We start from the raw sequence: 26726 nt of genomic DNA, 5'->3' as shown, positions 1-26726 counted from the left end.
TGCGGCCCGCCTTGCATCCAGGCCCATCCGCCGCGCCTCGGGTACGAACTTTGTGAGACATGCAGGCTAGTGCAGCAGTCTCCCTGCCGAGGCTCTGCCTTCTGCCATCCGAAACCAGTTTTGCGGCTACGGTTCCGCTGAGAGCTTGCCTTTATGGGAGAACGCTTTTTCCTCACGACGGCGATCGATTACGTCAATGGCTCGCCCCACCTGGGACATGCCTATGAGAAGACTCTTGCCGATGCGCTCGCGCGCTACCAGCGGCTCTGCGGCCGGTCGGTCTTTTTCCTGTCCGGAGTCGACGAACACGGGCAAAAAGTGCAGCAATCGGCCCGGGCGCTGGGGCTCGAGCCCCAGGATTTCTGCGATCGGCAAAGCGCCCTCTTTCGCTCGCTCTGGGAACGGCTCGACATCTCCTTCGACCGGTTTGTCCGGACGACCGACCCCTTGCACAAGGAGGCGGTCCGATCCTTCCTGCAGAACCTCAAGGATAGAGACCTTCTCCGCTTTGAGGAGCACGAGGGCTTTTACAGCCTGCGGCAAGAGCAGTTCGTCACCGAGAAGGATCGGGTGGAAGGCCGATGGCCGGAGATCTTCGGCGAAGTCGTCCCGATGCGGGAACCCAACTACTTCTTCCTTCTCTCCCGATTCGGAGATCGGATCCGGAGCGAAATCGAATCCCGCCCGGACTGGATTATTCCCGAATTTCGCCGAAACGAACTGCTCGCCGCCTTGCAGCGACCGCTGCAGGAGCTCTGCATCTCCCGACCCAGGAGCCGGCTTGCCTGGGGAATTCCGCTTCCCTTCGACGAGCAGTACGTCACTTATGTCTGGTTCGATGCGCTGCTCAACTATGTTTCTTTCGCCGAAAACGGGGATGGGCAATCCTGGTGGCCGGCGGATCTGCAGATCATCGGCAAGGATATTCTTGTCCCCGCGCACGGCGTCTACTGGCCTGCCATCCTCTGCGCCCTGGGGCTCCCTCTCCCGCGGAGGCTGCTCGTGCATGGATGGTGGCTCAATCGGGGAGCCAAGATGAGCAAGTCGACCGGAAACGCGATCGATCCTCTTCCCTACCTGGAACGCTACGGATCGGAGGCGCTCCGTTACTTCCTCCTGCGAGAAATGACCCTCGGCAACGACGCCGACTTCTCGGACGAGAAGCTGCTCCGGCGGTACCAGAGCGATCTGGTCAATGATCTTGGGAATTTCGCGCATCGTTCCCTCTCGATGATCGCCCGATATCGAGAAGGACGGGTCCCTGGGTGGATCGATTCTCAGGCGGGGCAGGCGGAAAAGGAACTTGCATCGGCTTTCGACGAAGTCGCCTATCGGAGCGCATTCGATCAGGGCGACACCAGCACGGGGCTCTCCGTCGCATGGGCTTTCATCGGCCAAGCCAATCGCTACGTCGACCAGGCCGCTCCCTGGCGGGCTGCCCGATCTCCCGATTCCAAGGAGCGGTTGGACGCGATCCTGGCGGCTCTGGCGGAGACCCTCCGCCGGATCGCCGTCTCGATTGAACCGGCACTTCCCCGGAGCAGCCGGAAGCTGCTGCTTCAACTGGGCATTTCCGAACGCCCCCTCCTCTCCGGCGCTTCCTTCGCCCCGCCGCGGGAAAGCTACCCGGTCGGGGTTCCGGAACCCCTATTCCCCCGGATCGAGGGCTAGCCGGCACGGCTAGCCTGAACGACTAGATTGGGAAACCGGGAGATTTCCTCCCCTCTCATGATCTTGCCATTGCCCCGGGGCATCCTCTCTGTCATTCTCATGCCCCATGAGCGCCGAGAAACGCATCGGATGCGGATCTGTGTTTCTTTTCGTTCTCTTGGCCGTTAGCCTGTTGCTCAATTTCGTCTTCTGGAATGGATTACAGATTCGGAAAGGCACCGGACCGGAATTGAAGCCTCCGGAATTCCCGGAAGAATTTGTTGCCGGTGATCCCGACCGGGAGCAGAAGATCGTCCTGATTCGGTTGCAAGGGATGATTGCCAGGGAGGAACCGGGTCAATTCTCCGACAGCATGGTCGAGGACATCGCTCTTCAACTCCGGCAGGCCCGTGAAGACCGCCGGGTCAAATCCATCCTTCTGGCGATCAACTCCCCGGGCGGGGAGGTCGATGCGAGTGATGTGCTCTATCACGAGATCGAACGGACGCGGCGGGTCAAGCCGGTCGTCGTCTACATGGAGTCGGTGGCGGCGTCGGGAGGCTATTATGCGGCCATGGGTGCCAGTTACCTGATGGCAAATGATCTCTCCCTCACCGGGAGCATTGGCGTCATCTTGCAGAGCTTCACCGTCAAGGACCTGCTCGACAAGATCGGCGTCAAGGCGCTGACCCTCAAGTCGGGCAAGATGAAGGATCTTCTGAATCCGACCCGGGAGATGACTCCGGAGGAGCAGGCCTATGTTCAAGGCCTCATTAACGAGAGCTACGATCGATTCGTCGGCATCGTCTCCCGGGAAAGGCACCTGGATCTCAACCAGTTGAAGACGCACTGGGCGGACGGGAGAATTCTCTCCGGGTCGATGGCACTCCAAGCCAAGTTGATCGACCAGGTCGGCTACTTCGAAGATGCCGTCGACAAATGCAAGGATCTCGGCAAGGTCAAGACGGCTCGCGTGGTCCGCTACACACCTCCCTTTCGGTTTTCGGCACTGATCCGCGGCCTCTTTGGGGCGGAAGCCCGGACAAAGAGCGCGGTCCTCGCTGCAAACAAGCTTCCCCTAATCTCCGGACGTCTCTACTATCTGGCGCCGACCGTCTTTGGATCGGGCGGATTCCTGCCGTGACAGACCGGCAGCCGACATTTTCAGCCCTGGCGTCCGTTCCTCCCGGATCGATCGTCCACTCGAGGCTCCGCTTCCGCCGGGAATGAACGAGATCACCACCAAGCTCCTGCATCAGTACGGGGCGCTGGTCACAGGATTCTTGTTGGCCAGCGTCGCGGCCGCCTCAAGTCTAGGCATCGTCTTTCGCCGGCTCCGATGCGCGGGGACGCTTCCCTACGGACAAGCTCCGACGATCCCGTTCTCGACAATCGAACTCATCACTGTTTTCTTGTTTCTGGTCTCCGGAGTCTTTTTTTCGGCAGGGACTGCTCTTGCCCTCGTCGCCATTCTCCTCTTGGTCCGCTTCCACCGGCTCGATTTCGCCACCTACTTCGGCACCCGACGCCTCTCCCCTTGGCAGAACATCGCTGCCGGCTTTTGGATCGCGCTGGCAGCCGATCTCCCTCTCCGGCTCGTTGCCGGATTCAGCGAGGTGGTGGGCAAAGCGGTCGGCGTGCCCGCTCCTCCGCAACCTGCGATCGAGCTTTTTATCCATACCCGGAGCTGGCCCTTCCTCTCGCTGCTCCTCCTCTTTATTCTCGTGCTTGCCCCATTGGGGGAGGAGGTACTCTTCCGCGGCTTCCTCTACGTCTATTTAAAAAATCGCCTCTCACGCACGGCATCCCTTGTCCTCACCGCACTGCTCTTTGCCTTTCTCCATTTTCACTGGCCGAGCTTCCTCCCTCTCTTCCTCTTCGGGCTGCTGCTCGGCGCCGCCTATGAATTTACCGGCTCCCTGCTCCTCTCCATTGCCATCCACTGCTGGTTCAATAGCTTTACAACAGGGCTGTTGCTCTTGGCGAAGTTCGGTTGAGGAAACGACGAGAAACCCGAAAAGGTTCCGATGATACGGCGCAAACCGATTGCCCATCCCGATTCCTTGGCTTCCCTTGGCGAGGACGGGCTGTTGCATCTCTTAACCCGTCGCTGGCGGTATGGAGCCACCGTACGGTCAGGGGTCGGCGATGATTGCGCCGTTCTCGAAGGACGGAGGAAAGATCACTTTCTACTCTTCAAGACCGACTCGGTGGTTGAAGGGGTTCACTTCTCATCGGAAACGCCGTCGCGGTTGGTCGGACGCAAAGCGCTCGCTCGAGCGTTGAGCGACATTGCCGCCATGGGTGGGCGTCCTCTCTACGCCTTGATTTCCCTCGCCCTCCCGCCGACGTCCGCACCGGCTGCCGTGCAGGAGCTCTACCGGGGGATCGAGCGTCTGGCTCGGCAGTTTGCGGTGGAGCTTGTCGGCGGTGAGCTGAGTCGAAGTTCTCAGCTCGTTCTCACCGTTAGTCTGCTGGGGGAAACCGTAGGGTATCTTCCCCTCTTGCGCTCCGGTGCCCGTCCGGGAGAAGGGCTCTATGTGACGGGAAGCCTCGGCGGAAGCCTGGAGAGCGGACGCCACCTCCGATTTTCCCCGCGGCTGTCGGAAGGCCAGTGGCTTGCCCAAGGGCATTGGGCAACCTCTCTGATGGATCTCAGCGATGGACTGGCCTCGGATCTGCCCCGGCTCTCTCGCTCTTCCCGCATCGAGTTTTCCCTCGAGGAGTCCCACATTCCCCGGCGCCGGGGGCGCTCGCTGAGCCAGGCGCTCTGCGACGGAGAGGATTATGAGCTCCTCTTTACCGTGGCACCGGAACGCGAAGCCGCGCTCCGAGAGGAATGGCCGTTCCCGACCCGCTTGAGCCGGATCGGCACCGGTCTTCATCCCTCTTCCGCTCTTTCTCGGAAGCAGTCCACCTCGCATGGATTCGATCATTTCCGCGTCTCCTGAAGAGACCGAGCGATTCGGCCGCCGTCTAGGGGAACGGGCCTCTCCTCATTCGGTCCTTGCTCTCTACGGAGAGCTGGGAGCCGGAAAATCTACGCTCGTGCGTGGGATCGCCCACGGGATCGGCGCCCTTGAACCCGTCACGAGCCCAACCTTTACGCTGGTTCACGAATACCGGACCGGGCGACTCCCGCTGGTTCACGTCGATCTCTACCGACTGGACAGTCCTTGGGAAGCCGAGTCGCTTCATCTCGAGGAACTCTGGGCTGAACCGGTGCTTGTCGTGATCGAGTGGCCGGAGAAGATGGAAAATCTCCTGCCGCCCCAGACGGAGCGATGGGAGCTCTTGCTTCTTTCCGAAAAAGAACGGATGATCCGGCGCAAGCTGGGTTAATGCTCCGCTCGGTCGGAAACCAGTTCGGGCTCCCGCGCTCTGATGATTCTCGCCTTGGAAATGTCTTCGTCTCTGGGCAGCCTGGCGATCGGCGAGGGGGGCCGAATCGTCGAGACACGGGAGTTTCGAGGAATCCGCCACTTGGCTGCCCTCGTTTCGACCTTGCGGGAACTGCCTCTGGCCTCGCTTTGCATCCAAACCGTGATCGTCGGGATAGGACCCGGCTCGTTCTCCTCCATCCGCGTCTCTGTTGCCGCCGCCCAAGCGATCGCCTTTGCCAAGGGGGCACAGCTCCGTTCTCTCTGCAGTGGCTGGTCCCTCGCTCTGCAACATCCCGATGTGGCACAGCTTGGCGTATTCGCCGAGGCGAGGCGGGGAGAGCTTTACGGGACAATCTTTTCCCTCGGTCGGCTCGTGCGGCCTTCTTTCGCCTTTCCGAAAGAGGAGTTGCCGAAGGTGGTGCAGAACATTGATCTGGCCGTTGCGGCGGAGGAGCTTGGGTCCGGGCTGCTTCGCGCCTACCCGCGGGCCGAGGATTTCCTGCGACTCGCGGAGGATCGCTCGGTTTTTTCGGAAGATCCGTTTCCCGAACCGATCTACTTGCGCGGACCTGTTAGGCGGGAGACCGGAGCGATCGCCCAGCTTTCATGAAAGATCGCCCGTTGCGCTGTTGGGCGGAAATCGACGGTTCCGCCCTTCGCCATAATCTCAGCGTGGTTCGCAGCAGAATTCCGCAAGAGACCAAGCTCGTCGCCGTGGTCAAAGCCAACGCATACGGTCACGGCCTTGTGCCGGTGGCCCGGGAGCTCGTCAAGGGCGGAGCGGATGTCCTCGGCGTGAGCAACGTCGAAGAGGCGGCCGAACTGCGCGCGGCGGGGTTGGGCACGACTCCCATCCTCTTGCTGAGTGCCTGCCTTCCCGGCGAGTTTCCGATGGCCATCGAATGCCGCGCCTGGCCGACCATCTCGACCTATGAGGAGGCCAAGCGTCTCAACGCCGCGGCTCAGAAGTCGGGGCAGCGCGCTATCGCCCATTTCAAGATTGACACGGGCATGGGGAGGCTCGGCCTTTGGGGAGCAGAAGCCGTCAAGGAGCTCAAGCGGGCAGAGCGGCTCCCCGCGGTCGACATCGAGGCGGTCTGCACGCACTTCAGCTCGGCGGACGAGGACCCGGAAAGAACAGAGGCGCAGTGGGCGGAGCTAATGCGCTGGCGCCCGCACTTCGCCGAAAAGGCGCTCCACGTCGCGAACAGCGCCACGCTGTGGCGCAAGACCGTCTATGCCTGCTCCTTTGTCCGGGTCGGCCTCGCCCTATACGGCTTGCCGCCCATGCCTTTCCTGCGACGGCTGCTTCGGCCGGTCATGTCGTGGAAGACGCGCGTCACCCTGCTGCGTCATCTTTGCGCTGGACGAACCGTCAGCTACGGAGCCACCTATCTCCTTCGGAAGGCACAGCGGCTGGCGACGCTCGCCGTCGGATATGGAGACGGCTATTTCCGCGCGCTCTCCAATCGCGCGCAAGTCTTGGTACGCGGGAATCGTTGTCGCATTCGCGGTCGGGTAACGATGGACCAGACGGTCGTGGATGTCACCAGTACCACCGGGTGCAAGGTCGGGGACGAGGTCGTTCTTCTCGGCGCACAGGGCGACCAGGTTATCCACGCCGAGGAGTTGGCCAGGATCGCCGGGACGATCGGGTATGAAATCGTGACGGCGGTCGGCAGTCGCGTTCCCCGGATCTACCGGGAGTTTCACTCCCTGCCGCAAGGCGGTGGGGCGCCGGTAAAGTCAAAAACCCGTCGGACCGGATCGCGACAGTCCCGCTCTTCGTCCTCCGAAGAAGGCCTGAGGGAAAGCTCAAGAAATATCCGATCGCCGCACCCTTAGAGCGGTGAAGGCGGCCTCGCGCACGCTTTCCATGAAGGAGGGGTGAGCCTGGACCGCCTCCGCCAGCGACTCCAAGGTCGCCCCCATCTCCAGGGCAAGCGCCCCGGTGCCAATCAGATCGGAGGCATGGCTGCCCAGAATCTCCATGCCCGCGATCTTGCCGGAACTCTCGTCCATCAAGATCGTGACGAAGCCTTCCGGGGCTTCGGCCGCCAGCGCTCTGCCGTTCGCCTGAAAATAAGCGGTTCCACGCCGATAGGGGCGCTTGGCCGCGCGGAGCTCCTCCTCCGAGAAACCGACAGCGGCAGCCTCCGGCTCGGTATAGATGACGCTCGGGATGCCCAGGTAGTGTAACTCGGCCGGTTTCCCCGCCAGGAACTCCGCCACGGCCCTTCCTTCGGCCTGGGCCCGATGCGCCAGCATCGGACCTTCGATGAGGTCGCCAATGGCATAAGCCGAGGGCAGAGAAGTCTGCCAGAAGCGATTGACCGCCACCCGTCCACCCGCCGTCAGGTTCACCCCTGCTTCGACGAGTCCCAGGCCCTCATGGCATGGTTTTCGCCCGACCGCCACCAGGACTCGTTCGGCAACAAGAGTACGCTCTTTCCCTCCCTGCTCGACTTGAACGGCTACTTCCGTCTCCTGGACTTCCGCACGCGTAACCCGTGCTCCGAGAAGAAACTGGATCTCCTGCTTCTCGAGCTCACGCTGAAGGGCTTTGGAAACGATCGGACTGAACCCCGCCGCTATCCGCGGAAGCAGCTCCACGACGACCACCTTGCTTCCTAATCGGCTCCAAACCGATCCGAGTTCGAGACCGATGGCTCCTGCTCCAATCACCAAGAGGCTTTTGGGGGCTTCCGAAAAGGAGAGCGCTTTGGTGCTGCCCACGACCCGGTCATGATTGAACGGAAGAATGGGGAACTCGACAGGCTCGCTTCCCGTGGCGAGCAGGATAGAGCGCGTCTCCAGAGTCTCCTCCCGCTCGGCCAGATGGACCGCAACCGAGTGCGGCCCGGCAATCCGGCCGGACCCCTCGAAGACCTGGACGCCGTTTTGACGCATGAGGAAGGCGATGCCTTTGGCCAGCTTTTCCACGATGGCCTCTTTGCGCGCGTGAAGCCGCGACAGATCGATCTCGAAGCCCTTCGCCGCAATCCCACTCCTGGGAAGGCGATCGCGGGCAAAGAGGTAGGCTTCGGTTGAGGAGAGAAGTGCCTTGCTGGGAATGCAGCCGACTCGAAGGCAGGTCCCTCCCAATTGCGAGCAGCGATCCACCAAGGCCGTCCGCAGTCCGAGTTCGGAGGCGCGGAGAGCGGCCGTGTAGCCGCCCGGTCCAGCGCCGATGACGACTAGGTCAAACCGAGCGTTCGTTGCCAAGGCAGCCTCCCGACTGCTCAGAGATCGAACAGGACGATCCCCGGATTTTCCAGAAATGCTTTGATCTGCACCAGGAAGCTCACCGCCTCCCGGCCGTCGATCACCCGATGGTCGTAGGTCAAGGCCAGGTGCATCATCGGACGGATTTCCACGTTGCCGCGGATCGCGACCGGTCGATCCTGAATCGCATGCATGCCCAGGATGGCACTTTGTGGCGGATTGAGAATGGGTGTCGAAAAGAGGGAGCCAAAAACCCCTCCATTGGTAATCGTGAAGCACCCGCCTTCCAACTCCGGGAGAGTCAACTTCCCCGACCTGGCCCGCTCTGCGAAATCCCGAATGGCTCGCTCGACTTCTGCAAATCCCTTGTTCTCGGCGTCGCGGAGCACCGGAACGATTAGACCCCGATCGGTCGAGATCGCGATCCCGACATCGTAGCGATCGGGATAGACAAGATCGCTTCCGTCGATCTGCGCCCCAACCTGAGGCACTTGCCGAAGGGCTTCGACGACCGCCCGGACGAAAAAGGCCATGAAGCCCAGGCGGACGCCATGCCGCTTTTCAAAGCGCTCCCCATATCGCTCACGAAGTTCCTTCACCGCCGTGAGATCGGCCTCATTGAAGGTCGTCAAGTGGGCGGTGTTCTGGTGCGCGGACAAGAGCCGTTCGGCAATCTTGAGCCGAATGGGACTCATCGGCTCTCTCCGTTGCGGCCGCGCAGGAGCTTCCTGCCGAATGGATCGATCTGCCTCGGAGGAGTCAAACCGCTCCCACTCTTCTTCCCGAAGCACTCTCCCGCCCTTGGGAGATCGGATCGGCCGTAAAGGCGCGGATGGGATGAGTCGGGGCTTCTCCTCTGCCCTCTCGGCTTCCGGCGGGCTTACTACGTCCGGGGGAGCGGCGGGGCGAGCCTTCGCGGGCATAGGCTGCGGTTGATCGGCTGGCGCGGCAGACGGGCGGATCACCCTCTGCGCCTCTTGACCCTCCTCGATTCGAGCCACGACTTGCCCCACCTCGACCTGCGTCCCGGGATCGACAAGAGGGATAAAAGAACCGGCCACCTCGGCATAAATCTCCGAGGTAATCTTTTCAGTTTCGATCTCTCCGAGCGCATCTCCCGGCTCGACAGAATCTCCCTTGGCCTTGAGCCACTTTCCTAGAATGCCGCCCTGGATCGACTCGCCCAGGAAGGGCATTTTCACCTCGACCCCCATCTCGCCCCCTATAGTGCCCCGAACGCCTGCCGGCAAATCCGCTCCTGTTCCAACCGATGAACGCCGAGGCTTCCCGCAGCCGTGCTTGCCGCCGCCTCTCGACCCACATAGCGGATCTCCCGGCCAAGGAGCGCTCGCAGCCGTCTTTCGATGTAAAACCATCCCCCCATGTTCTCGGGCTCCTCCTGGCACCAGATCACCTCTTCGGCGCGGTGGGCGGAGAGCAAGCGCGAAAGCTTTCCTTGGTGGAACGGATAGAACTGCTCGACCCGAAGAATGGCAGTCTCGACCTCTCCCAGTTTTTCCCGATGGGCAACGAGATCGTAGTAGATCTTGCCGGAACAGAGGAGCACTCGTCGCGCTCCTTCCGGCCGAAGGGGATCGGGAAGAATCTCCTCGAAGCCGCCTTCGGAGAAATCAGCGATCGGCGAAGAGCAGCGTGGGTTGCGCAAAAGACTTTTCGGGGTAAAAAGCACGAGCGGCTTCACGAAGCCCCGAAGAGCCTGGCGACGAAGAATGTGAAAGTAGTTCGCCGGAGTAGAGCATTGCGCTATGACCAGATTGTCTTCCGCACAGAGCAGGAGGAATCGCTCGATGCGCGCGGTGGAATGCTCCGGTCCCTGGCCCTCGTATCCATGGGGGAGCAAGACGACCAGATTAGAAACCGTGCCCCACTTCGATTCCGAGCTCGCCAGATATTGGTCGATCACTCCCTGGGCCCCGTTGGCAAAATCGCCGTACTGCGCCTCCCAAAGAATGAGGGCTTCGGGATAGTCGAGAGAATAGCCGAAGTCAAACCCAAGCACGGCATTTTCGGAGAGCGGGCTATTGTAGATGCAAAAGATCGCTTGGCCGGGGCTGACATGCTCCAGCGGCACGTACCTCTCGCGGGAATGGATATCGTAAAGAACGCCATGTCTCTGGCTGAAGGTGCCCCGGCGGCTGTCCTGGCCGGAGAGGCGGACCGGAACCCCTTCCTTGAGCAGAGAACCGAAGGCGAGCGCCTCGGCCAAAGGCCAGAGAATGGGCGCGCGGCCTTCGATCGCCGCCCGACGATCCTGGAGCATCCGAGCGATCTTAGGGTTAAGAGTAAAGCCCGCAGGCTCTTGCGTGATCGACCGGCCGATCGCAAGCAGCTCTTCGCCTGGAACCGCGGTCTGGACTGATTCCAGAAGGCGCGGACAAGAAAGCCTCTCCCGCAACTTCGACTTGGCTTGGGTCTCCGACTGCCTGGACTGTGCCATGTCCGCTGCAAGCTGCGCCACGAATGCCTTCCGATAGGACTGGGCCTCCTCCCGGGTCATCTCTCCGGAGGCGATGAGACGGTCGAGAAAGACCTCACTGATTTTGGGATGCGCGGCGATTTCCTGATAGAGAGTAGGCTGCGTAAAGCTCGGCTCATCGCCCTCATTGTGCCCGTGCCGCCGGTAGCCAAAGAGATCGACGACCACATCCCGTTGAAAGAGCTGGCGGTATTCGAGGGCGAGCCGGATCGCGAAGACCGCAGAGATCGGATCGTCGCCATTGACGTGAAAGATAGGGATGCCGAGCATCCGGGCCACCCCGGTGCAGTGATGAGTCGACCGGGCGTCTTGGGGCAAGGTGGTGAAGCCGATCTGATTGTTGATCACGACATGGACCGTGCCCCCCGTCCGGTAGCCTTGGAGCTGGGAGAGGTTGAGGGTCTCCTGCACGATTCCCTGCCCCATGAAGGAGGCATCGCCGTGGATCAAGAGAGGAAGAACTTTGCGGCGCTCCGCCGTGTCTCCCAATCTCCGCTCCCAGGCCCGTGCCTTGCCCTCCACCACGGGATCGACCATTTCCAGGTGGCTTGGATTGGGAGCGAGCCCAATGGTGACGACCACTCCCGAAGAGGTCTTGCGCACCGCTTCGAAACCCAGGTGGTAGCGGACGTCCCCGTCGCCCAAGACTCCTTCCGGAAAGTAGTTCTCCGAGAACTCGTCGAAAATCGTCTTGAAATCCTGCTGGAGCACGTTGGCGAGGACATTGAGCCTGCCGCGGTGCGCCATCCCCATCACGATACGGTCGACTCCGTGAAGCGGGCAGGCTTCAACCACCGCTTCGAGCATCGGAATCAGCGTCTCGTTGCCTTCCAAAGAAAAACGCTTCTGGCCCACGTATCGGGTATGGAGGAACGACTCGAATTCTTCCGCCCGGAGGATCGCCTGCAAGATGCGCCGCCGTTCTTCGCCTGAGAAGACCTTCGCAAGGGCGGTTCCCTCCAGCCGCTCGGCAATCCACCGCCTCTGGGCAAAGGACTGCATATGCATGAACTCGACCGCAAGAGTTCCACAAAAGGTCGCCCGAAGAATCTCGAGAATATTCCGCAACGACCGCACTCCTCCGCCCGCCAGCGAAGCCGAATCGAACTCTGTCTCCAAATCCTCCGTGCTCAATCCGAACCGTTCGAGCTCCAATTCGTCGAAGACAAATCGATTGAAACCGAGGGGATCGAGATTAGCGACGAAATGGCCCAGAGTGCGGTAAGCAAAGATCAGTTCGTAGACCCCGCGCTGCTTGGCCAGAGAGCGGCCTTCCGGCAGTTGGGCACGAGAGCCGGCCTCTCGACCGGTGGTCGGCTGGGGCAAGGCTCCGCGGGTCGAATCCTGGAAGAGGGCACTCCAGCTTGAATCGACGGAACCAGGGTCCTGAACCCACCGGGCATAATATTCCTCGACCAAGGAACTGCTGTAGGCCAACGCCGCACTGTCCATTTTCCAAGAATGATCCGCGCGAAGCGGCAAAGTGGTCATAGCGACAAGGACTGGCGGGTGTAGAGGGAGATAGCCTGATTCTTCGCTTGGCCTGCCTCGTTCCAGACCCCGTCTTTTAAATTCTAACGCCCGGGAGAGCCATGTTCAACCTCATTCGGTCTCCGCTCCCCGTCCAAGAGACGGAATCAAGGATAGATTTCGGCTCCACCCTTTCGGAACTCGTCCGCCTTCTGCTGCAACCCTTGCGCCAGCGCGGCTTCCGGAGAGATCTGCTGCTCCTTCGCGTAGTTACGCACATCCTCCGTGATCTTCATCGAACAAAACTGGGGTCCACACATCGAGCAAAAGTGGGCATTCTTGGCGGCTTCCTGCGGCAGGGCCTCGTCATGGAGCGAGCGGGCCATGGCCGGGTCCAAGGAAAGGGCAAACTGGTCGTTCCACCGGAACTCGAACCGCGCCTTGCTCAGGGCATTATCCCACTCCTGAATCCCTGGGAACCCTTTCGCCAGATCGGCCGCGTGGGCTGCGATCCTGTAGGCGACCACTCCGGCTCGCACATCGTCGCGCGTGGGAAGCCCTAAATGCTCCTTCGGCGTGACGTAGCAGAGCATGGCGCACCCATGCCAGCCGATCATCGCCGCGCCAATGGCGCTCGTGATATGATCGTAGCCGGGCGCAACATCGGTGGTGAGCGGCCCAAGCGTGTAAAAGGGAGCCTCCCAGCAGTGGCGCAACTCCAAATCCATGTTCTCCTGGATGAGCTGGAGTGGAATATGGCCCGGTCCCTCGATCATCACCTGCACATCGTGCTTCCAAGCGATCCGAGTCAACTCCCCAAGGGTCTTGAGTTCGGCAATCTGCGCTTGGTCGTTGGCGTCGGCAATGGCTCCCGGCCGTAGGCCGTCTCCGAGGGAGATGCTTACATCGTAGGCCTGCAGAATGGAGCAGATCTCCTCGAAATGGGTATAGAGGAAGTTCTCCTCGTGATGGGCAAGGCACCACTTGGCCAAGATCGAGCCTCCTCGGCTGACGATCCCGCAACGGCGCCGCGCTGTGAGCGGCACATAACGAAGAAGAACCCCGGCGTGGATGGTAAAGTAGTCGACTCCCTGTTCCGCCTGCTCGATCAGAGTGTCCCGATACATTTCCCAGGACAGATCCTCGGGCCTCCCACCCGCCTTTTCCAGAGCTTGGTAGATCGGCACGGTGCCGATGGGCACGGGGCTCGCCCGGAGAATCGACTCCCGGATCCGGTGAATATTCTTTCCGGTCGAAAGGTCCATGACGGTATCCGCTCCCCAGAGAATCGCCCAGACCAGCTTTTCGACCTCTTCGTCGATGGAGGAGCCGATCGCCGAGTTGCCGATGTTCGCATTGATCTTCACCCGGAAGTTCCGCCCAATGATCATCGGCTCGCTCTCCGGATGATTGATGTTGGCAGGCAGGATGGCCCGGCCGGCCGCAATCTCATCCCGGACGAACTCGGGGGTAATCCAACGTGGTATGCGCGCTCCCAGAGGAGCCCCGGGCAACTGGAAGGAGAGTGCCTCACGGTCGATTGGTTCGGAGGCGCGGTTTTCGCGTCCCAAGTTCTCCCGGATCGCGACAAACTCCATCTCCGGAGTCACGATCCCTCGCCGCGCGTAAGCCAACTGTGTGACGGCGCCCCCCTTCGCCCGCCGCGGCTGTCGGGAAAAGGAAGGAGGGGGTGTCCCGGAAGGGATTCCGTTGCGATGCTCCTCCCTCTCCTTGTGAGTCCAGGAAAGATAGCCGTCGTCGATCGGCTTAGACGCACGACCGTCATAAGGTTCGCTGTCACCACGGGCTTCGATCCAAGGAAGCCGGATCGCGGGAAGACCCTCACCGCGATCTCGCGTCACCTGCGGATCCGTATAGGGTCCGGACGTGTCGTAGAAACGGACGTTGGGATTGGGCTCCCGCCCTCCGTCTGCCAAGCGAGTCGATTCCTGTCTTACTTCCCGAAAAGGAACCCGCACACCGGAATTCGCTCCGCTTACGTAGATGCGCTCCGACTGCGGGAAGTAGGAGAGCAGCGCTTCCGGATTGAGAAGAGGCGATCCTTCGGACCGCTGACGATTCGGTGTCATAATGTTCTCCCTAGCCAAAACGGAAGGAGCCGAAACCGAATCCGGATGGGGCGAAGCGCCGCACTCGCCATTCCCTCCGCCGGCACTACCCGGATCAGGTTCTTCGGGTCGCGATTCCGTTGGCGGCGTGCTCCTGCACGTCGCCCATTCGAGGAATTGCCTCTCAGCCGTTACCGGCTCCCCGCGCTAGTGGATGGATCTTAACCGATCCGTCGCGATTTGCAACCGCACAGAGATCTGCCGCGCCTCGGGTACAAACTTTGTGAGACAGGCAGGCCAGAAAAGGTCAACCTCCGCCGTTATCGCCGGAATGCTTCTCCACCAAGGCGTAAGCCGCGTGATTATGGATGCTCTCCATGTTCTCGGCCTCGACTCGATACCAGAGGACGTCGCAATGGGCGTTCAAGCGGACCGCGACATTGCGCACCAAGTCTTCCACAAAGACCGGATGGTCGAAGGCCTGCTCGGTGACGAACTTCTCGTCGGGACGCTTGAGGAGCGAATAGATGGGGCTGCTGGCCGAACTCTCCACGATTTCGATGAGTTCCTCGATCCAGATCGGCTCGCTCGACCGGATTGACGCGGTCACGTACCCGCGCTGGTTGTGAGCGCCCCGATCGCTGATCGCTTTCGAGCAGGGACATAGGGTCGTGACCGGAACGACTGCGGTCATCACGAAATCGGTCTCCGTTCGGTAAGCGGCGGCTTCAAAGCGCACCTGGTAGTCGACCAGCCCCTCGGCCCCGGTTGCGGGGGCCCTCTTTTCGAGAAAATAGGGAAACTCCATGATCAAGTGGGCCACCTCGGCATCGAGCCGCTTTTGGAGCGCGTGGACGATGGAAAAGAGGTTTTTGACGTGAATGAGCCGCCCATGCGCGTTGAGCACCTCGACGAAACGGCTCATGTGGGTTCCTTTGAAATGATGGGGCAGGTCCACAAGAAGACTGACCGTCGCCACCGTCGACTGGGTCGCAAAGCTTCGATCACGAACCTCGATCGGATGGCGCAATCCCTTGACGCCAACGCGGTCGATCCGGATGCGTCGGTGGTCCTGCTCACTCTGGCAATCCGCGAGCAGCGTTCCATGGTCTTGGTTTTTCATGGGAGAAAAAGGTTTCTTATCGTACTCACTTTACGGGCCGCCGCAAAGCGGCTTTCTTCCCGACGCGGGACAAAGCGGGATGCTCTTTTCACTTGGAGCGCCCTCTCCCCCCCGGTTAATTTACGGCCGGGCAGGTAGCTCAACGGCAGAGCAGGTGCCTTTTAAGCACTTGGTTCAGGGTTCGAATCCCTGCCTGCCCAATCGTTCTGCTAGACAAGCCGCCGGAACATCCGTGCCAGCGGTTGTGCCGATTTTTCGTCGAGCTCGGCGAATCAGCGCCATAAAATGGCTTCCCCGCTCCTCGAAGTTGCGAAAGGCGTTGTAGCTGGGAGCGGCGGGCGAGAAGAGGCAGCATGTTCCCTCCGGGGTGTCGACGAGGGCGATACGAACTGCGGCTTCCACCGTCTCCGCAAAGCGCAGAGTCCCGGTAAACGGAGGATCCACTCTCTGAAGGAGGTCCCCCAGGCGGGAACCGGTCTCCGGAAGCAGAACGATGGTCCGCAAGGACGGGGAGTTCGCCAGAGCGCGCGCGAAGCCTTCGAGGGGCAACCCTCGATCTTGTCCACCCACGATCAGTGTCCGAACGTCGGGGAGGGCCGCGAGCGCCACCAGGGCGGACTCAGGGACGGTGGAAATCGAGTCGTTGTAAAACAAAATTCCCTGCACCATGCCCGCAGGCTCCAGGCGATGGGGCAGCGGAGAGAAGGAGTCGATCGCCTCCTGCATGGCGCTTTCCTCAATCCCTAAGACTTTCGCCGCCAAGAGAGCGGCTGCCGCATTCTTCCGATTGTGCTGACCCAGCGGCTGGAAGCGGGAAAAATCGATCGTCGACAGATCCGCCGGCCCGCGATAAGCGATGCGCCTGCCCGCACCCGCATCCTTTTCCTTTTGGAGGCGATCCGCCAGGGCACGATCGTCGGCGGAGTAGATCAGGACATCCTCCGCGGATTGCCAGCGGGCGATTGCGCTTTTGGCCTGCGCGTAGGCGGCGAAGCTCCCGTGAAAGTCGAGGTGCTCGGGGTAGAGGTTGGTCCAAAGAGCGATCTGCGGAGAGCTTTGGGCGAACTCGAGTTGATAGGAGGAGAGTTCGCAGACCACGATTGATCCGGGATCGAGATCGCCCCAGACCGCAAACGGCGGAATGCCGATATTGCCGACCAGAAAAGTCTTTCGGCCCGCGCTCCTGCAGATGTGCGCCAAGAGGGATGCCGTCGTGCTCTTCCCCTTGGTTCCCGTGACGCCGATCACCGGGCAGGGCGCGAATCGGAGGAAGAGGCCGGTCTGGCAGTGCACCTTGGCTGCCAGCCCGTCGAGAGCGAGATGGCGCGTGGGAATTCCCGGAGCCTTCAGAATGAGGTCGAACTCCGGAAGTCGCCGCAACGCTTCGGCCTCTTCATACCGGTCCACAGGGAGTCGAGTGCACTCCGCTGCTTCCAAAGCTCCCGGACGCCGATCCGCAACAGCAAACGGCTGACCCGGAAGATAGCGATGAAGGAGATCGATGGTTGCCTTTCCCTCCCGGCCCAAACCCCAGACGAGGATCTTTTTGGCCTCAAGAAAGCGCAAAAGCTCGAGAGGATCGCTCATGGAGAGACCGGAACCGGTCGGGAAGCGCGGAGCAACGGCAGGAATTCGGGCGGAACGCCATGATTGGGATTCCAAAAAGTCAACAGCTCCTCCATCGACGGAGTGCCGGATCCCAGCAGGCCGCGCTCTTTTGCCAACCTCACCAGAAGAGGGGGTCGGGGCTGGCGCAGGAGTGCTGCTGCCGCCGCCCGGGACTCGGCGGTCGTTCCCACGCAGGCAAACGGCTTGCTTCCCTCTCCGCCCAAAAGAGAGAGGAAAAGCGGCGCGAGGGAGGGATCCTCGAGCAGCTCCCGGCCGAAGACCTTGTCGAGCCTCCGCTTCTCGACAAAAGGGGAGAGAATGAGCGCGACAAAGAGACATTTCGCACAGCGGGCGCACCAGCTCCGGCCAGGAGAGCTGCAGCTCCGGAAACGCTCAAGCGCTCCGGGAATGCGCGCAAAGCGTTCGGCGATCCGCAGCTCGTTCCATGGACGCAAGAGACTGAAATAGCCCACGCTCGGCGTCACCCAGCGGGCCGTGTATTCCGTGAAGTCGCGCTCGAAGGCAAAGCTCTTCGAATACTGATGATTGATCTCGGTTCCGAAAACGGTCGGCTCGTCAGCGCTCGCTTCATTGGAAAGCACGATCCATTGTTTACCGAGGGTGACAGCCGTCAAGAGCGCGGCAAAAGCCAAGAGAGCGGAAAAGGGGGTATGCCCGTTCCAAAACCCTTGCCGGTTCAGCTCCAGAAGCAAGGGGTCGATCGTGCGTCTCGCTCCCGCCGTGCGCGAGCTCGGGAATCCAAAGAAAGCGACGGTGTTCCGCTGCTCCCAGGACGAGTTGAGAAGAAAGGGGGTCACCGGCTCCTGCTCGCGGGAACACAGCAGATCGAGGGTCACAAACGAATCCTTTCCGCCACCCACCGGCACGAGGGTTCCGACGCCATCGCGCCGGCGGAAGGGAGAGTAGCGCGGCCCCGAAGCGCGGATCTCCGCGAGCTCTTCTTCGGTGACGGCGATGCCGTTGCGGTAGAAGAACTCTCCGAGTCCTCGGAAGTAGAGCCGCTTCCACCAAGCAATCTGCTCGTCCGACAAGTACCCCGCCTCGATCCGAATCCGCGGAGGGCAAGCCGCCTTCCAGTAGCTCACGAGCTCGATCAGCCCCAGGGAAAAAACGAGCAGGTCCAAAACCTCCTTGGCCGGCACAGGGGGGGTGATCGGGAAAGAACTGCGCGGGCGAAACACTAAGGAGTCCCCCAGCCGGAAGGAAAAGGAGACGCACAGCCGGTTCGAGCGAACCCGATAACGGAACCCTTCGTAGCAAAGTTCGTCGAAACGCCGCCACGCCGTTCTCGAAGCCTCGGCCATATTCCGTCGGCTAATCCTTCGCAAAAGCGCGATTGGCTGTCTCGAGCATCTGGAAATCGCCAATGTCGAACCATCTCCCCGAGAGCCGCCACGAAAAGACCGGATGACGCCGGCAGAGCCATTCGATGAATCGTCCGGGCTGATCCCGACTCTCTCCTTCCGCTAGGTATTGACGCAGGTGAACCAGGGTTTCCGAAGGAAAGTAGTAGAGGGCGATCGCCGTGAGAGTCCCTTCGGGATGTTCCGGCTTCTCCTCGAAAAAGACAATGCGTCCTTCTTCATCCAGCCGGATGTTGTTGTAGCGGCGGATCGCCTCCAGATCGCCGACGTCGTAAACACCGACGATGGGCTTGCCGATGCGCCGTCCGTAGCCGACGAAATCGGAGAGAGGCGCATCGAAAAGATTGTCTCCCGCGATCACGAGGAGATCTTCGGAAATCCGCTCCTTCTCGATCACGAAGGCGAGATCGCCGAGGGCGCCAAGGCGATCGGTTTCGGAAGTCGATCCGTCATCGACGATCTTGAAAGGGAGCTCGGGATGGATGACGCGGTACTGCTTCCCCCATGCCGCGAAAGCCTCTGCAAAGCGGTGGTTGGTGACGACGGTGCAATCCGCCGGCTCCTCCAGGGAAGAGACCCGATCGAGAATATGCTCGAGGATCGGCCGACCCCCTACGGGGAGCAGGGGCTTGGGCTGATGGAGAGTGAGGGGATAGAGCCGGGTTGCATACCCTGCCGCCAGAATCAATACACGCATCGTCCTCCCTTTCTACGGGGCGAGCAACTCGGGATAAAAGTGCTCCGCCAGCCGGTTGAACCCTTCCAGCACTTCCGGAGCCTCTTTCCGCAAGAGTGCGGCATTCACCCCTTCGCTAGCGTCGGCGACGCGGATGCGCCGGACGGCCGTCTTCACCCGAGGAATGAGAACGGAGCCCATACTCAGCTCTTCCACGCCGAGCGCAACAAAAAAAGGCAGCAGGGCAAGATTGCTTGCCATTTCCCCACAGACGCCCACCGGACGCCCGTGCTTCCTGGCCTCCTCGACAATGCGCTGAATCAGCCGAAGCACCGCCGGATGCGGGCTCGGATAGAGAGAGGAAACCCGGTCGTTGAGCCGATCGACAGCGAGCGTGTACTGCTCCAAGTCATTCGTTCCGATGCTAAAAAAATCCGCTTCCTCGGCCAGCAGATCCGCCATGAGAGCCGCCGCCGGCGTTTCGATCATCATCCCGCAAGGCACGTCCTCCAGCCGATGCCCTTCCGCCTCCAACTCCTGCCGTACGCGCCCCAACAGCTCGCGGGCGCGGCGAAATTCGCTCACGTCGGTCACCATCGGAAACATGAGAGCCACGTTTCCCTGGGTCGACGCACGAAGAATCGCGCGAAGCTGCGTGCGAAAGAGCTCTTGTCTTTGCAGCGAAAGACGGATCCCCCGGATTCCGAGGAAAGGGTTTGTTTCCAAGGGTCTCACGGAGAGCCACGGGAGGAGCTTGTCTCCGCCTACGTCGAGCGTGCGAATGACGAGCCGATTCGGCTTCGCCCATTCCGCGGCCTCCCGATAGAGCGCAAACTGCTCCTCTTCGGAAGGCCCCTTCTCGGATCGAAGGAAGAGAAACTCGGTTCGGTAAAGCCCAACCCCGTCGGCTCCGTTCTCCCGGATGAGGGGCAGATCCTCCGGAAGTTCTACATTCGCCGAGATGCGCACCTGTTGACCGTCGATCGTGACGGCCGGACCCTGCTTTTCCCGGGCCTCCTGGGTCAGGGCAACGAAGCGGGCTTGCTCGGCTTGGGCCTGGACTTTTCTCTCCTCGGATGGCCGGAGAATCACGACCCCGGCAAAACCGTCGACCAAGACCTCGGTCCCCTCTTCGATTTGATTCAGGATGTCGCGCACTCCCACCACGGCCGGGATGTTCAGAGATTGCGCCAGGATCGCTGCATGACAGGACTGGCTACCCTCCTCGGTCACCAGTCCCAGCAGAAGCCGCCGATCGAGAGAGACGAGGTCGGAGAGCAGCAGGCTGTCCGCGACGACTACGCCGGGTTGATCCAGTCCGAAGCCCGCGTTCTCGTCCCCCCTCAGGTTGCGAAGCACCCGCTTGCCGACATCGCGAACGTCAAGCGCTCTCTCCCGCAAGTAGACATCGTCGATGCGCTGCATCTGCTCGACGAAGGAGCGGATCACCTCCTGGTAGGCGGCCTCGACGCAGATCTTTTCCAATTCGAGCCGTCTTTTCACCGCCTCAAGGATCGTGGGATCCTCGACGGCCAGGAGATGGGCCTCGAAGAGGGAATCGCTTGCCTGCGACCAGGAACGAACGAGTTCCGCCTTGGCTTCCAAGAGCTCCTCCCGGGTCTTCAGAAGGGCAATCTCCAGCCTCTCGAGCTCCGCTGGGATCTGGGAAAGCTCGATGGGGCGCCGCCGGACAAATTCGTGATCCCCACGAACGACAAGCCCTGGCCCGACTCCAACGCCCGGAGCGGCTGCCGTGCCCGCGAAGCATTCTTCTTCCCTACCGCTCATGAAAGGGCTTTCCGGGGAAGAGAAGCAGGTTTCCCGCAGAGGAAGGATCCCCAAGGCCGAAAGGCACGACGAGGGTCTCGCCGGGAGGAAGAAGAGGATCGGAGGGAGTCGACTAGCCTGCGTGTCTCACAAAGTTCGTACTCGAGGCGCGACGAAGCAGGCAGGTCCATTTCGCAAGCCGCAGGAGATCGCTTGTGAGATATGCAGGCTAGGCTTCCTGATCGAAGTTTCTCTGGACGAGATCGCACAACGCTATCACCGCCGCCGCCGCATCCGGCCCTTTTGCGGAAACCTTCAGGCGGGAACCCTGGTTTGCGGCCAAGATCATCACCCCCATGATGCTCTTGCCGTTGACCACTTCCCCCTGTTTTTCAATCTGAATGTTCGAAACAAAGCGGTTGGCGACCTTGACGAACATGGCAGCCGGACGAGCATGGAGACCAAGCTTGTTGCGGATCACAACCTCCGCCTCGGCTTCCTCTACCGCGCCTCCCTCCGGTTTCCCCGCGTTCCCGGTGGTTCCCTTTTCCATAGCTCTCGCTACTGCTTTCTCTTCGTGAGCTTCGTAAGCTTGCTGTTAAATTCTTGTGCGGCATTATGCCCCATCGCCCGAAGCTTTTGATCGAGAGCCGCCACTTCGACCAGAGTTGCCAAGTCCCTTCCGGGACGAATGGGAATAATAACATGCGGGATGGGTACGTTCAAGATTTCATACACTCCCTGAGCGAGCCCGACTCGCTCGATCTCCTCGCCCGGCTCCCATTCCCGTAATGTGGCGACCAGATCGACCCGCTTTTCCATCCGAATGGCCTTCAGTCCGAAGAGGCTGCTCACATCGATGATGCCGATTCCGCGGACCTCCATGTAAAACCGGCTAATGTCGGGTGCTCGAGCCACCAACTCCCTTCCCTCCAGGCAAAAGATGGTCGTGATGTCGTCTGCAACCAGGGAATAACCTCGGGCAATCAGGGAGAGAACGCATTCGCTCTTGCCGACGCCGCTCGCCCCTTTGAGCAGAACCCCGATCCCCTGGATGTCGACCATGCTGCCTTGCTCGTTGACGCGTGGGGCGAAATCCATCTCCAGGCAGATGGTCACCGTGTTGATCAGCCGCATCGTATGCAGCCTCGAAAGGAAGAGCGGCGTTCCGGTCTCCTCCGCTTCCTCCACCAAAAAGTCAGGAGGCGCGAACCCGCGGGAGATGATCAGACAGGGGATCTTCCGTAGAAAGATCGCTCGCACCCGGCGCCGCGCCTCATCGGCCGGCAGACTCCTCAAGTACGAGGTTTCCCCCGTTCCGATGATCTGGACTCTCTGCCAGGCGAAATCCGTCAAATATCCCGCGAGCTGGAGCCCGGGCCGGTTCACCGAGCCCTCTTGGATCGTTCGCCCCAAGCCCGAACGTCCGGCAATGAGCTCTCCTTGGAGCGCCGTTTCGTGCTGCGCGAAAAACTCTCTGGCCGTGACTCGCGGCACCGAATCCGAGGCGCTTTTGGGTCTGATCATTTCGGCACTCCCTAGCCCGCCAGATACGCACGCAACGCCTTTTCCAAGGCTTTCGCTTTCAGACAGGTTTCCTCGTATTCCGCCTCGGCGTTCGAATCAATGGTAATTCCGCTTCCAACCGAAAGGGAAACCGTTTCGGACGCCACCTCCAACGAACGAATCGTCATCGTAAAGGCAGCGTCTCCGGAAAAGCTGATGTACCCGAAAACGCCCGTATAGAGGCCTCTCGGCTCCGGCTCAAGGAGGGAGAGGATTTCGGCGGCCCTCCGTTTGGGCGCTCCGGTGATCGATCCTCCGGGCAGGCAGGCAAAGAGGGCAGTCACGGGGTCGATTTCCGGTCGCAGAACGCCTTCGATCGAAGAATGGAGATGCCAAAGATGGGCGTGCCGTGTCGCCGCGGCAAACCGGCCTACCCGAACGGTTGCAAAACGGCAGATCTGCCCCAGGTCGTTTCTCTCGACGTCGGTGACCATCAGCAGCTCCGCTCGCTCCTTCGGATTCCTCTGGAGTGTCAGCGCCGAATCGGCTCCTGACTCTCCGGAGCGGCTCAGGGTGCCCTTGATGGGACGCGTTTCGATCCGTCTTCCCCGAATCCGCAGGAAAAGCTCGGGGGAAGCGGAGAGCAGCCAGCCGCTCTCCGTCCTAAGAAAGCCCCTTCCCGCCGGCCGGTCCTGCGCAAGCAGCATTTCCCATAGGCGGAAAGGATCCACAGAAAGCTTCCAGCGGAGACGGCGGGCCAAGTTCACCAGGTAGATGTCGCCGGAACGGATATACTCCTGCGCCTCCCGGACCATTGCGACGAACTCCTTCCGTCCCGTCCGGGACGAGGCGGGAGGCAGACGGCGGGGGAGAGGATGGACGTTCGTTCGACGCCTCCGCCAAGGCTCCTCCAGCCACGGGGCGTGGCTCTTTTGCCAACGCCGGTAGATTCCAAAGCGAAAGTCCCCGTCGAACGAGACCGTGCCCATCAACCCCCCGGAGGGGGGAGAGGGTCCGCTTCCGGCATGAGCCAGATACGCCGTTCGCAGCCGCTCCCACTCCTCGCGGTGACCGCGAACAATCTCGTCCGGCGCCTCCCCCACCAAAAAGCCGCCCCATCCCCAGAGAGGTGTGAAGCCATACTCACTCTCCGTGCTCATCGATTGCGGGCTTACACGTAGGGTTTACCAAGCGGTGTGGACGGCCGCAGGACCGTTCGCCGCCAAAAGAGCGGCAATCCCCTGCGCCACGATCTCCACGGCAAGAGAGGCGAGGATCAGGCCCGTAACTTGTACGAGCAGGGCCATGCCGCCTCCGCCGAGCAGCCGGGAAATGCGGGAACTCCCGATCAAGACAAGATAGGTGACCAGCAGGATGCCGACTAACAGACCCACATCGACCGCTTGGACCGGGATGGGATAGACATCGTTGTCGGTCAGCAGGACGGCGGCCAGGATGGCCTCCGGGCTCGCAATCACCGGCATCGCCAAGGGAAAAATCGCCGGGTCATGCCCCTTGGTCGCCTTTGCCTCTTCGTGACGCCCAAAGATCATCTGGAGAGCGAACAAAAAGAGGATTGCCCCCCCCGCCACTTGAAAGGAGGCGACGCGCACATGCATCGCCTCCAAGAGCAGTTGGCCAACGACGACTGCTCCGACTAAGACCAGCGCCGCATAGAGAACCGCCCGTCGGGCTACTGCTGCTCTCTCGGAGTCGGAAAAACCCGTGGTGAGCTGGAAAAAGAAGGCTAAGGCTCCCACGGGGTTGACCGTCGCAAAGAAGATCAAAGTGTCTTGCCCAATTTTCTGCGCACTGATGCCTATCATCGATCGTTCTTTCGGGTCTCACTCTTGCTACGGGTCACGGACCGCGCAAGCCGTAAAGCAATTGCTTGTCAAAGGAAGGGTCCTCGGCCTCAATAGCCGGAATGCCACCCAAGAAAGCCGTGCTCCCTTCGGGACTCCCTGCGCCGATCGGCCCTTACTCCCCCGGCATCGCGGCCGCGGACTTCTGTTTTGTTTCCGGGCAGCTCCCGCTCCCTCCCGACGGAGCACCTCTTCCTGCCGGCATTGAAGCGCAAACCGAGCAAGCCATCCGCAACCTGGAAGCCGTGCTGGCGGCAGAAGGGCTGACCCTCTCCCACGTCGTCAAGACCTCCGTTTTTCTCGCCGACCTCGACGATTTTGCCGCGATGAACGAGGTCTATGCGCGTTTCTTTCCGCTGCCAAGGCCCGCACGCACCGTCGTCGAGGTCTCCCGGCTCCCCCGGGAGAGTCGAATCGAGATCGAGGCGATTGCGCACCGGTAGCGGTTATGGATCTCCTGGACCAACTGCGCGTCACCGGGGCCCTCATGGAAGGACACTTCCTCCTTCGCTCGGGGCTTCACAGCCGGCAATTTCTCCAATGTGCGCTCCTCCTGCAGCACGCCCGGCTGGCCTCGGAGGTCTGTGGGGTCCTCGCCGAACGAGTCCGGGATCTTTCGTTCCCGACCGTTCTTTCCACGGCCTTGGGAGGCATCCCGGTCGGCCAGGAGCTCGCTCGCCACCTCGACCGGAGGCACATCTACACCGAAAAGGAAGGAGACCGGTTGTTTCTGCAACGATTCACGATCGCTCCCGGGGAGGCGATCCTCGTAGCCGAGGATGTCGTCACGACCGGAGGGGCGGTCCGGGAGGTTATGCAAGCCGCCCGAAACGCAGGGGGACGGATCGTCGCCATCGCCTGCCTGGTCGACCGCAGCCCCAAGCCGGTGGATTTCGGAGTACCCCTCTTTTCCCTCCTCCGGCTACCGATCGAGGTCTTCCCGGCGGATCGCCTGCCGGAAGATCTCCAAAACATTCCGGCGGTTCGCCCTTAATGGAGGTTTTTATAAAGGAGCTTTTTATCCATTCGCCCGGTTGGTGGCTCCTGGCCGGCGCCATTCTGCTCGAGGTGACGGGCACGACCTGCCTGAAACTCTCGCAGGGTTTCACCCGAGCCATTCCCGCCGCCTTCGTGGTCCTCTTCTACGGCGGAGCCTTTCTCTGCCTAGCTCGTGCGATGAAGAGCCTCGAAATGGGAGTCGCCTACGCGGTGTGGGCGGGGCTGGGCACCGCCCTTGCGGCGATCATCGGAATTCTTCTTCTGGGAGAAGCAATCCAGTGGCAGAAGATCTTCGGAATCTCCTGCATCATTCTCGGCGTCGCCGCGCTCCAAGCGGGACGAAGCTAACGACCTTATCCGTGCCGGGTCCAGTCGAGCGCCTTTTTGCGCAGCTCGTACACCAAGCCGACTCCCAGTACTGCCAAAAAGAAGAGCATGCCAAACAGGATCTGGGGTCCGTTCGCCAGCTCCTGGCGATAGACGACCGCCCAGGCGAAGAAGAAGACGGTTTCGATGTCGAAGAGGATAAAGAGCATCGCCACCATGTAAAACTTGACCGAGAAGCGGGGATTGGTCGGACCGATGGGATCCTTGCCGCATTCATAGGCGGTGTCCTTGGCAGGAGTTCGCCGTCCTCGCTGGCCGATCAAGATCGCTCCTCCGAGCATCGAGACGGCGACGACCACCGCGATCACTATCTGGAATAGGATTGGGACGTAATCAAGACTCATGGTAGGCTTTCGGCGCTTCAGCCTACGGGGAAGCGCCCCTTTGGGGAAGCTCCTTTTTTCTTCGGTTGCCGGAAAGAGGAGGAGGCCGCCGGACGAGGGCGGGGAACATCAGAGGTAGGATGCGCCTGCGCCTTTTCTTCGCCCTCTGGCCTTCCCGAGAGGAACAGCTCCTTTTTCGGAAGATCGCGGACGACCCTGGGCTCGGCTTTTCCGCCCGTTGGCTTGTGCCGGAGAAGATCCATCTCACCCTTGCCTTTCTTCCGTCGGTGGAAGAGGAGCGGGTCGGCTCGCTTTGTGCCCTCGTAGAGCGCCTGCGGCTGCCCATGATCCCCCTCCGGCTGGATCGCCTGCTCCTCCAGCCTGCCGGAAGAGAGGGACTCCTCTGGCTCGCCCCGAACGCCCCCTCCCCCTCCCTGGTCCAGCTTGTCCGGTCTCTGCAAGAAGGGTGCGTCGCCCTCGATCTCTCCAGCGGAGAGTGGAGGCGATTCTCTCCGCACATTACTCTGGCTCGACACGTGATTCCGCCCTGCCCTCCCGACACAAGACGCAAGCACCCGGTTGTGCTACGATGCCTTGCGCAGCCGATCGACTGGCTGGTTCCAGAGATGGCGCTCGTCTCCTCGGAGGCCCTGCCCGAAGGCAGCCGCTACACCCGGCTGGCCTCGTGGGCACTGCCGACGACCGCTTAGCCTGCATGTCTCACAAAGTTCGTACCCGAGGCGCGGCGGATGGGCCTGGATGCAAGGCGGGACGCAGGTTTTCCCCCGGAGCT

The 26726-nt window shown here is 61.2% G+C and carries 25 protein-coding genes and 1 tRNA gene; 12 read left to right on the top strand and 14 right to left on the bottom strand.

Features of this window, described 5'->3' with window-relative positions; translation table 11 throughout:
* Positions 1–153: 153 nt before the first annotated feature.
* From MAMT_RS07600 to alr, 7 genes are all read left to right on the top strand, one after another.
* Entirely contained in the window at positions 154–1671 is a 1518-nt protein-coding gene (locus MAMT_RS07600) for a class I tRNA ligase family protein (protein WP_142660385.1), read from the top strand.
* A 106-nt stretch (positions 1672–1777) separates the two neighbouring features.
* Positions 1778–2794: a signal peptide peptidase SppA gene (gene sppA / locus MAMT_RS07595; protein WP_142660384.1), complete on the top strand. Its 1017-nt coding sequence runs from the start codon at positions 1778–1780 to the stop codon at positions 2792–2794.
* Positions 2795–2876: 82 nt separating this feature from the next.
* Entirely contained in the window at positions 2877–3647 is a 771-nt protein-coding gene (locus tag MAMT_RS07590) for a CPBP family intramembrane glutamic endopeptidase (RefSeq protein WP_142660383.1), read from the top strand.
* 30 nt (positions 3648–3677) lie between these two features.
* Complete coding sequence (thiL, locus tag MAMT_RS07585) at positions 3678–4601, top strand: thiamine-phosphate kinase (protein WP_142660382.1); 924 nt, start codon at positions 3678–3680, stop codon at positions 4599–4601.
* The gene (gene tsaE / locus MAMT_RS07580; RefSeq protein ID WP_142660381.1) at positions 4573–4992 is read left to right on the top strand and encodes a tRNA (adenosine(37)-N6)-threonylcarbamoyltransferase complex ATPase subunit type 1 TsaE; all 420 of its coding nucleotides are present in this window, start codon (positions 4573–4575) and stop codon (positions 4990–4992) included. Before thiL ends, tsaE begins: the two co-directional genes overlap by 29 nt.
* 42 nt (positions 4993–5034) lie before the next feature.
* Complete coding sequence (tsaB, locus tag MAMT_RS07575; RefSeq protein ID WP_142660380.1) at positions 5035–5643, top strand: tRNA (adenosine(37)-N6)-threonylcarbamoyltransferase complex dimerization subunit type 1 TsaB; 609 nt, start codon at positions 5035–5037, stop codon at positions 5641–5643.
* Complete coding sequence (gene alr / locus MAMT_RS07570; RefSeq protein ID WP_142660379.1) at positions 5640–6878, top strand: alanine racemase; 1239 nt, start codon at positions 5640–5642, stop codon at positions 6876–6878. Before tsaB ends, alr begins: the two co-directional genes overlap by 4 nt.
* On the opposite strand, the gene lpdA is transcribed toward alr, so the two are convergent.
* From lpdA to folE2, 5 genes are all read right to left on the bottom strand, one after another.
* On the bottom strand, positions 6849–8258 hold the full coding sequence (lpdA, locus tag MAMT_RS07565; RefSeq protein ID WP_178087005.1) for a dihydrolipoyl dehydrogenase: 1410 nt from the start codon (positions 8256–8258) through the stop codon (positions 6849–6851). The two genes, alr and lpdA, sit on opposite strands and share 30 nt — an antisense overlap.
* Before the next feature lie 17 nt (positions 8259–8275).
* The gene (gene odhB, locus MAMT_RS07560; protein WP_142660377.1) at positions 8276–9472 is read right to left on the bottom strand and encodes a 2-oxoglutarate dehydrogenase complex dihydrolipoyllysine-residue succinyltransferase; all 1197 of its coding nucleotides are present in this window, start codon (positions 9470–9472) and stop codon (positions 8276–8278) included.
* 8 nt (positions 9473–9480) lie between these two features.
* A complete protein-coding gene (locus tag MAMT_RS07555; protein ID WP_142660376.1) occupies positions 9481–12207 on the bottom strand; it encodes a 2-oxoglutarate dehydrogenase E1 component in 2727 nt (908 codons plus the stop codon).
* Between the two features lie 185 nt (positions 12208–12392).
* Entirely contained in the window at positions 12393–14315 is a 1923-nt protein-coding gene (gene thiC, locus MAMT_RS07550; RefSeq protein ID WP_142660375.1) for a phosphomethylpyrimidine synthase ThiC, read from the bottom strand.
* Positions 14316–14601: 286 nt separating this feature from the next.
* Positions 14602–15417 carry a GTP cyclohydrolase FolE2 gene (folE2, locus tag MAMT_RS07545; RefSeq protein WP_142660374.1) on the bottom strand — a complete coding sequence of 272 codons (816 nt, stop codon included), beginning with the start codon at positions 15415–15417 and terminating at the stop codon, positions 14602–14604.
* 128 nt (positions 15418–15545) lie between these two features.
* Between folE2 and MAMT_RS07540 the strand changes: the two genes are divergently transcribed.
* A tRNA-Lys gene (locus MAMT_RS07540) sits at positions 15546–15617 on the top strand.
* On the opposite strand, the gene murD is transcribed toward MAMT_RS07540, so the two are convergent.
* The 8 genes from murD to MAMT_RS07505 all read right to left on the bottom strand — a co-directional run bounded on the left by murD (position 15592) and on the right by MAMT_RS07505 (position 24185).
* On the bottom strand, positions 15592–17004 hold the full coding sequence (gene murD / locus MAMT_RS07535; protein ID WP_178087004.1) for a UDP-N-acetylmuramoyl-L-alanine--D-glutamate ligase: 1413 nt from the start codon (positions 17002–17004) through the stop codon (positions 15592–15594). The two genes, MAMT_RS07540 and murD, sit on opposite strands and share 26 nt — an antisense overlap.
* Positions 17001–18350, bottom strand: coding sequence for a MurL-like N-terminal domain-containing (locus MAMT_RS11400; protein ID WP_178087003.1), 1350 nt, complete (start codon positions 18348–18350; stop codon positions 17001–17003). The genes murD and MAMT_RS11400 overlap by 4 nt, the downstream gene beginning before the upstream one ends.
* A gap of 10 nt (positions 18351–18360) precedes the next feature.
* Positions 18361–19107: a nucleotidyltransferase family protein gene (locus MAMT_RS07530; RefSeq protein WP_246186581.1), complete on the bottom strand. Its 747-nt coding sequence runs from the start codon at positions 19105–19107 to the stop codon at positions 18361–18363.
* Between the two features lie 12 nt (positions 19108–19119).
* On the bottom strand, positions 19120–20874 hold the full coding sequence (gene ptsP, locus MAMT_RS07525; RefSeq protein WP_142660372.1) for a phosphoenolpyruvate--protein phosphotransferase: 1755 nt from the start codon (positions 20872–20874) through the stop codon (positions 19120–19122).
* Positions 20875–21082: 208 nt separating this feature from the next.
* Positions 21083–21406 (bottom strand): HPr family phosphocarrier protein, encoded by a 324-nt coding sequence (locus MAMT_RS07520; RefSeq protein ID WP_142660371.1) that lies wholly within the window; start codon positions 21404–21406, stop codon positions 21083–21085.
* Positions 21407–21414: 8 nt separating this feature from the next.
* Entirely contained in the window at positions 21415–22380 is a 966-nt protein-coding gene (hprK, locus tag MAMT_RS07515) for an HPr(Ser) kinase/phosphatase (RefSeq protein WP_142660370.1), read from the bottom strand.
* Between the two features lie 11 nt (positions 22381–22391).
* Positions 22392–23519: an anthranilate synthase component I family protein gene (locus tag MAMT_RS07510; RefSeq protein ID WP_142660369.1), complete on the bottom strand. Its 1128-nt coding sequence runs from the start codon at positions 23517–23519 to the stop codon at positions 22392–22394.
* A gap of 24 nt (positions 23520–23543) precedes the next feature.
* On the bottom strand, positions 23544–24185 hold the full coding sequence (locus tag MAMT_RS07505) for a MarC family protein (protein ID WP_142660368.1): 642 nt from the start codon (positions 24183–24185) through the stop codon (positions 23544–23546).
* 101 nt (positions 24186–24286) lie between these two features.
* Between MAMT_RS07505 and MAMT_RS07500 the strand changes: the two genes are divergently transcribed.
* From MAMT_RS07500 to MAMT_RS07490, 3 genes are read left to right on the top strand one after another with little or no spacing between them, the layout of a single operon-like run.
* Positions 24287–24667, top strand: coding sequence for a RidA family protein (locus tag MAMT_RS07500; protein WP_142660367.1), 381 nt, complete (start codon positions 24287–24289; stop codon positions 24665–24667).
* A 5-nt stretch (positions 24668–24672) separates the two neighbouring features.
* Complete coding sequence (pyrE, locus tag MAMT_RS07495) at positions 24673–25218, top strand: orotate phosphoribosyltransferase (protein ID WP_142660366.1); 546 nt, start codon at positions 24673–24675, stop codon at positions 25216–25218.
* Positions 25218–25571, top strand: coding sequence for a DMT family transporter (locus MAMT_RS07490; RefSeq protein ID WP_142660365.1), 354 nt, complete (start codon positions 25218–25220; stop codon positions 25569–25571). The genes pyrE and MAMT_RS07490 overlap by 1 nt, the downstream gene beginning before the upstream one ends.
* Before the next feature lie 5 nt (positions 25572–25576).
* On the opposite strand, the gene MAMT_RS07485 is transcribed toward MAMT_RS07490, so the two are convergent.
* Complete coding sequence (locus tag MAMT_RS07485) at positions 25577–25954, bottom strand: NADH-quinone oxidoreductase subunit A (protein WP_142660364.1); 378 nt, start codon at positions 25952–25954, stop codon at positions 25577–25579.
* A 119-nt stretch (positions 25955–26073) separates the two neighbouring features.
* On the opposite strand from MAMT_RS07485, the gene thpR reads away from it, so the two are divergent.
* Positions 26074–26643 carry an RNA 2',3'-cyclic phosphodiesterase gene (thpR, locus tag MAMT_RS07480; protein ID WP_142660363.1) on the top strand — a complete coding sequence of 190 codons (570 nt, stop codon included), beginning with the start codon at positions 26074–26076 and terminating at the stop codon, positions 26641–26643.
* Positions 26644–26726 lie beyond the last annotated feature (83 nt).

Origin of the sequence: Methylacidimicrobium tartarophylax (assembly GCF_902143375.2) — a bacterium.
In the GTDB taxonomy this organism is placed as follows: domain Bacteria; phylum Verrucomicrobiota; class Verrucomicrobiia; order Methylacidiphilales; family Methylacidiphilaceae; genus Methylacidimicrobium; species Methylacidimicrobium tartarophylax.
The sequence above is the reverse complement of the archived record's forward strand: the minus strand, read 5'-3'. Positions and strand labels throughout refer to the sequence as shown.

Coding starts and splice junctions, on each gene's coding strand:
- MAMT_RS07600 (WP_142660385.1), top strand. CDS start 154: ATGGGAGAACGCTTTTTCCTCACGACGGCGATCGATTACGTCAATGGC.
- sppA (WP_142660384.1), top strand. CDS start 1,778: ATGAGCGCCGAGAAACGCATCGGATGCGGATCTGTGTTTCTTTTCGTT.
- thiL (WP_142660382.1), top strand. CDS start 3,678: ATGATACGGCGCAAACCGATTGCCCATCCCGATTCCTTGGCTTCCCTT.
- MAMT_RS07500 (WP_142660367.1), top strand. CDS start 24,287: ATGCCACCCAAGAAAGCCGTGCTCCCTTCGGGACTCCCTGCGCCGATC.
- hprK (WP_142660370.1), bottom strand. CDS start 22,380: ATGATCAGACCCAAAAGCGCCTCGGATTCGGTGCCGCGAGTCACGGCC.
- tsaE (WP_142660381.1), top strand. CDS start 4,573: ATGGATTCGATCATTTCCGCGTCTCCTGAAGAGACCGAGCGATTCGGC.
- MAMT_RS07520 (WP_142660371.1), bottom strand. CDS start 21,406: ATGGAAAAGGGAACCACCGGGAACGCGGGGAAACCGGAGGGAGGCGCG.
- odhB (WP_142660377.1), bottom strand. CDS start 9,472: ATGGGGGTCGAGGTGAAAATGCCCTTCCTGGGCGAGTCGATCCAGGGC.
- tsaB (WP_142660380.1), top strand. CDS start 5,035: ATGATTCTCGCCTTGGAAATGTCTTCGTCTCTGGGCAGCCTGGCGATC.
- murD (WP_178087004.1), bottom strand. CDS start 17,004: ATGAGCGATCCTCTCGAGCTTTTGCGCTTTCTTGAGGCCAAAAAGATC.
- thiC (WP_142660375.1), bottom strand. CDS start 14,315: ATGACACCGAATCGTCAGCGGTCCGAAGGATCGCCTCTTCTCAATCCG.
- MAMT_RS11400 (WP_178087003.1), bottom strand. CDS start 18,350: ATGGCCGAGGCTTCGAGAACGGCGTGGCGGCGTTTCGACGAACTTTGC.
- MAMT_RS07490 (WP_142660365.1), top strand. CDS start 25,218: ATGGAGGTTTTTATAAAGGAGCTTTTTATCCATTCGCCCGGTTGGTGG.
- alr (WP_142660379.1), top strand. CDS start 5,640: ATGAAAGATCGCCCGTTGCGCTGTTGGGCGGAAATCGACGGTTCCGCC.
- MAMT_RS07510 (WP_142660369.1), bottom strand. CDS start 23,519: ATGAGCACGGAGAGTGAGTATGGCTTCACACCTCTCTGGGGATGGGGC.
- MAMT_RS07555 (WP_142660376.1), bottom strand. CDS start 12,207: ATGGACAGTGCGGCGTTGGCCTACAGCAGTTCCTTGGTCGAGGAATAT.
- MAMT_RS07530 (WP_246186581.1), bottom strand. CDS start 19,107: ATGCGTGTATTGATTCTGGCGGCAGGGTATGCAACCCGGCTCTATCCC.
- MAMT_RS07505 (WP_142660368.1), bottom strand. CDS start 24,185: ATGATAGGCATCAGTGCGCAGAAAATTGGGCAAGACACTTTGATCTTC.
- MAMT_RS07485 (WP_142660364.1), bottom strand. CDS start 25,954: ATGAGTCTTGATTACGTCCCAATCCTATTCCAGATAGTGATCGCGGTG.
- pyrE (WP_142660366.1), top strand. CDS start 24,673: ATGGATCTCCTGGACCAACTGCGCGTCACCGGGGCCCTCATGGAAGGA.
- ptsP (WP_142660372.1), bottom strand. CDS start 20,874: ATGAGCGGTAGGGAAGAAGAATGCTTCGCGGGCACGGCAGCCGCTCCG.
- thpR (WP_142660363.1), top strand. CDS start 26,074: ATGCGCCTGCGCCTTTTCTTCGCCCTCTGGCCTTCCCGAGAGGAACAG.
- folE2 (WP_142660374.1), bottom strand. CDS start 15,417: ATGAAAAACCAAGACCATGGAACGCTGCTCGCGGATTGCCAGAGTGAG.
- MAMT_RS07590 (WP_142660383.1), top strand. CDS start 2,877: ATGAACGAGATCACCACCAAGCTCCTGCATCAGTACGGGGCGCTGGTC.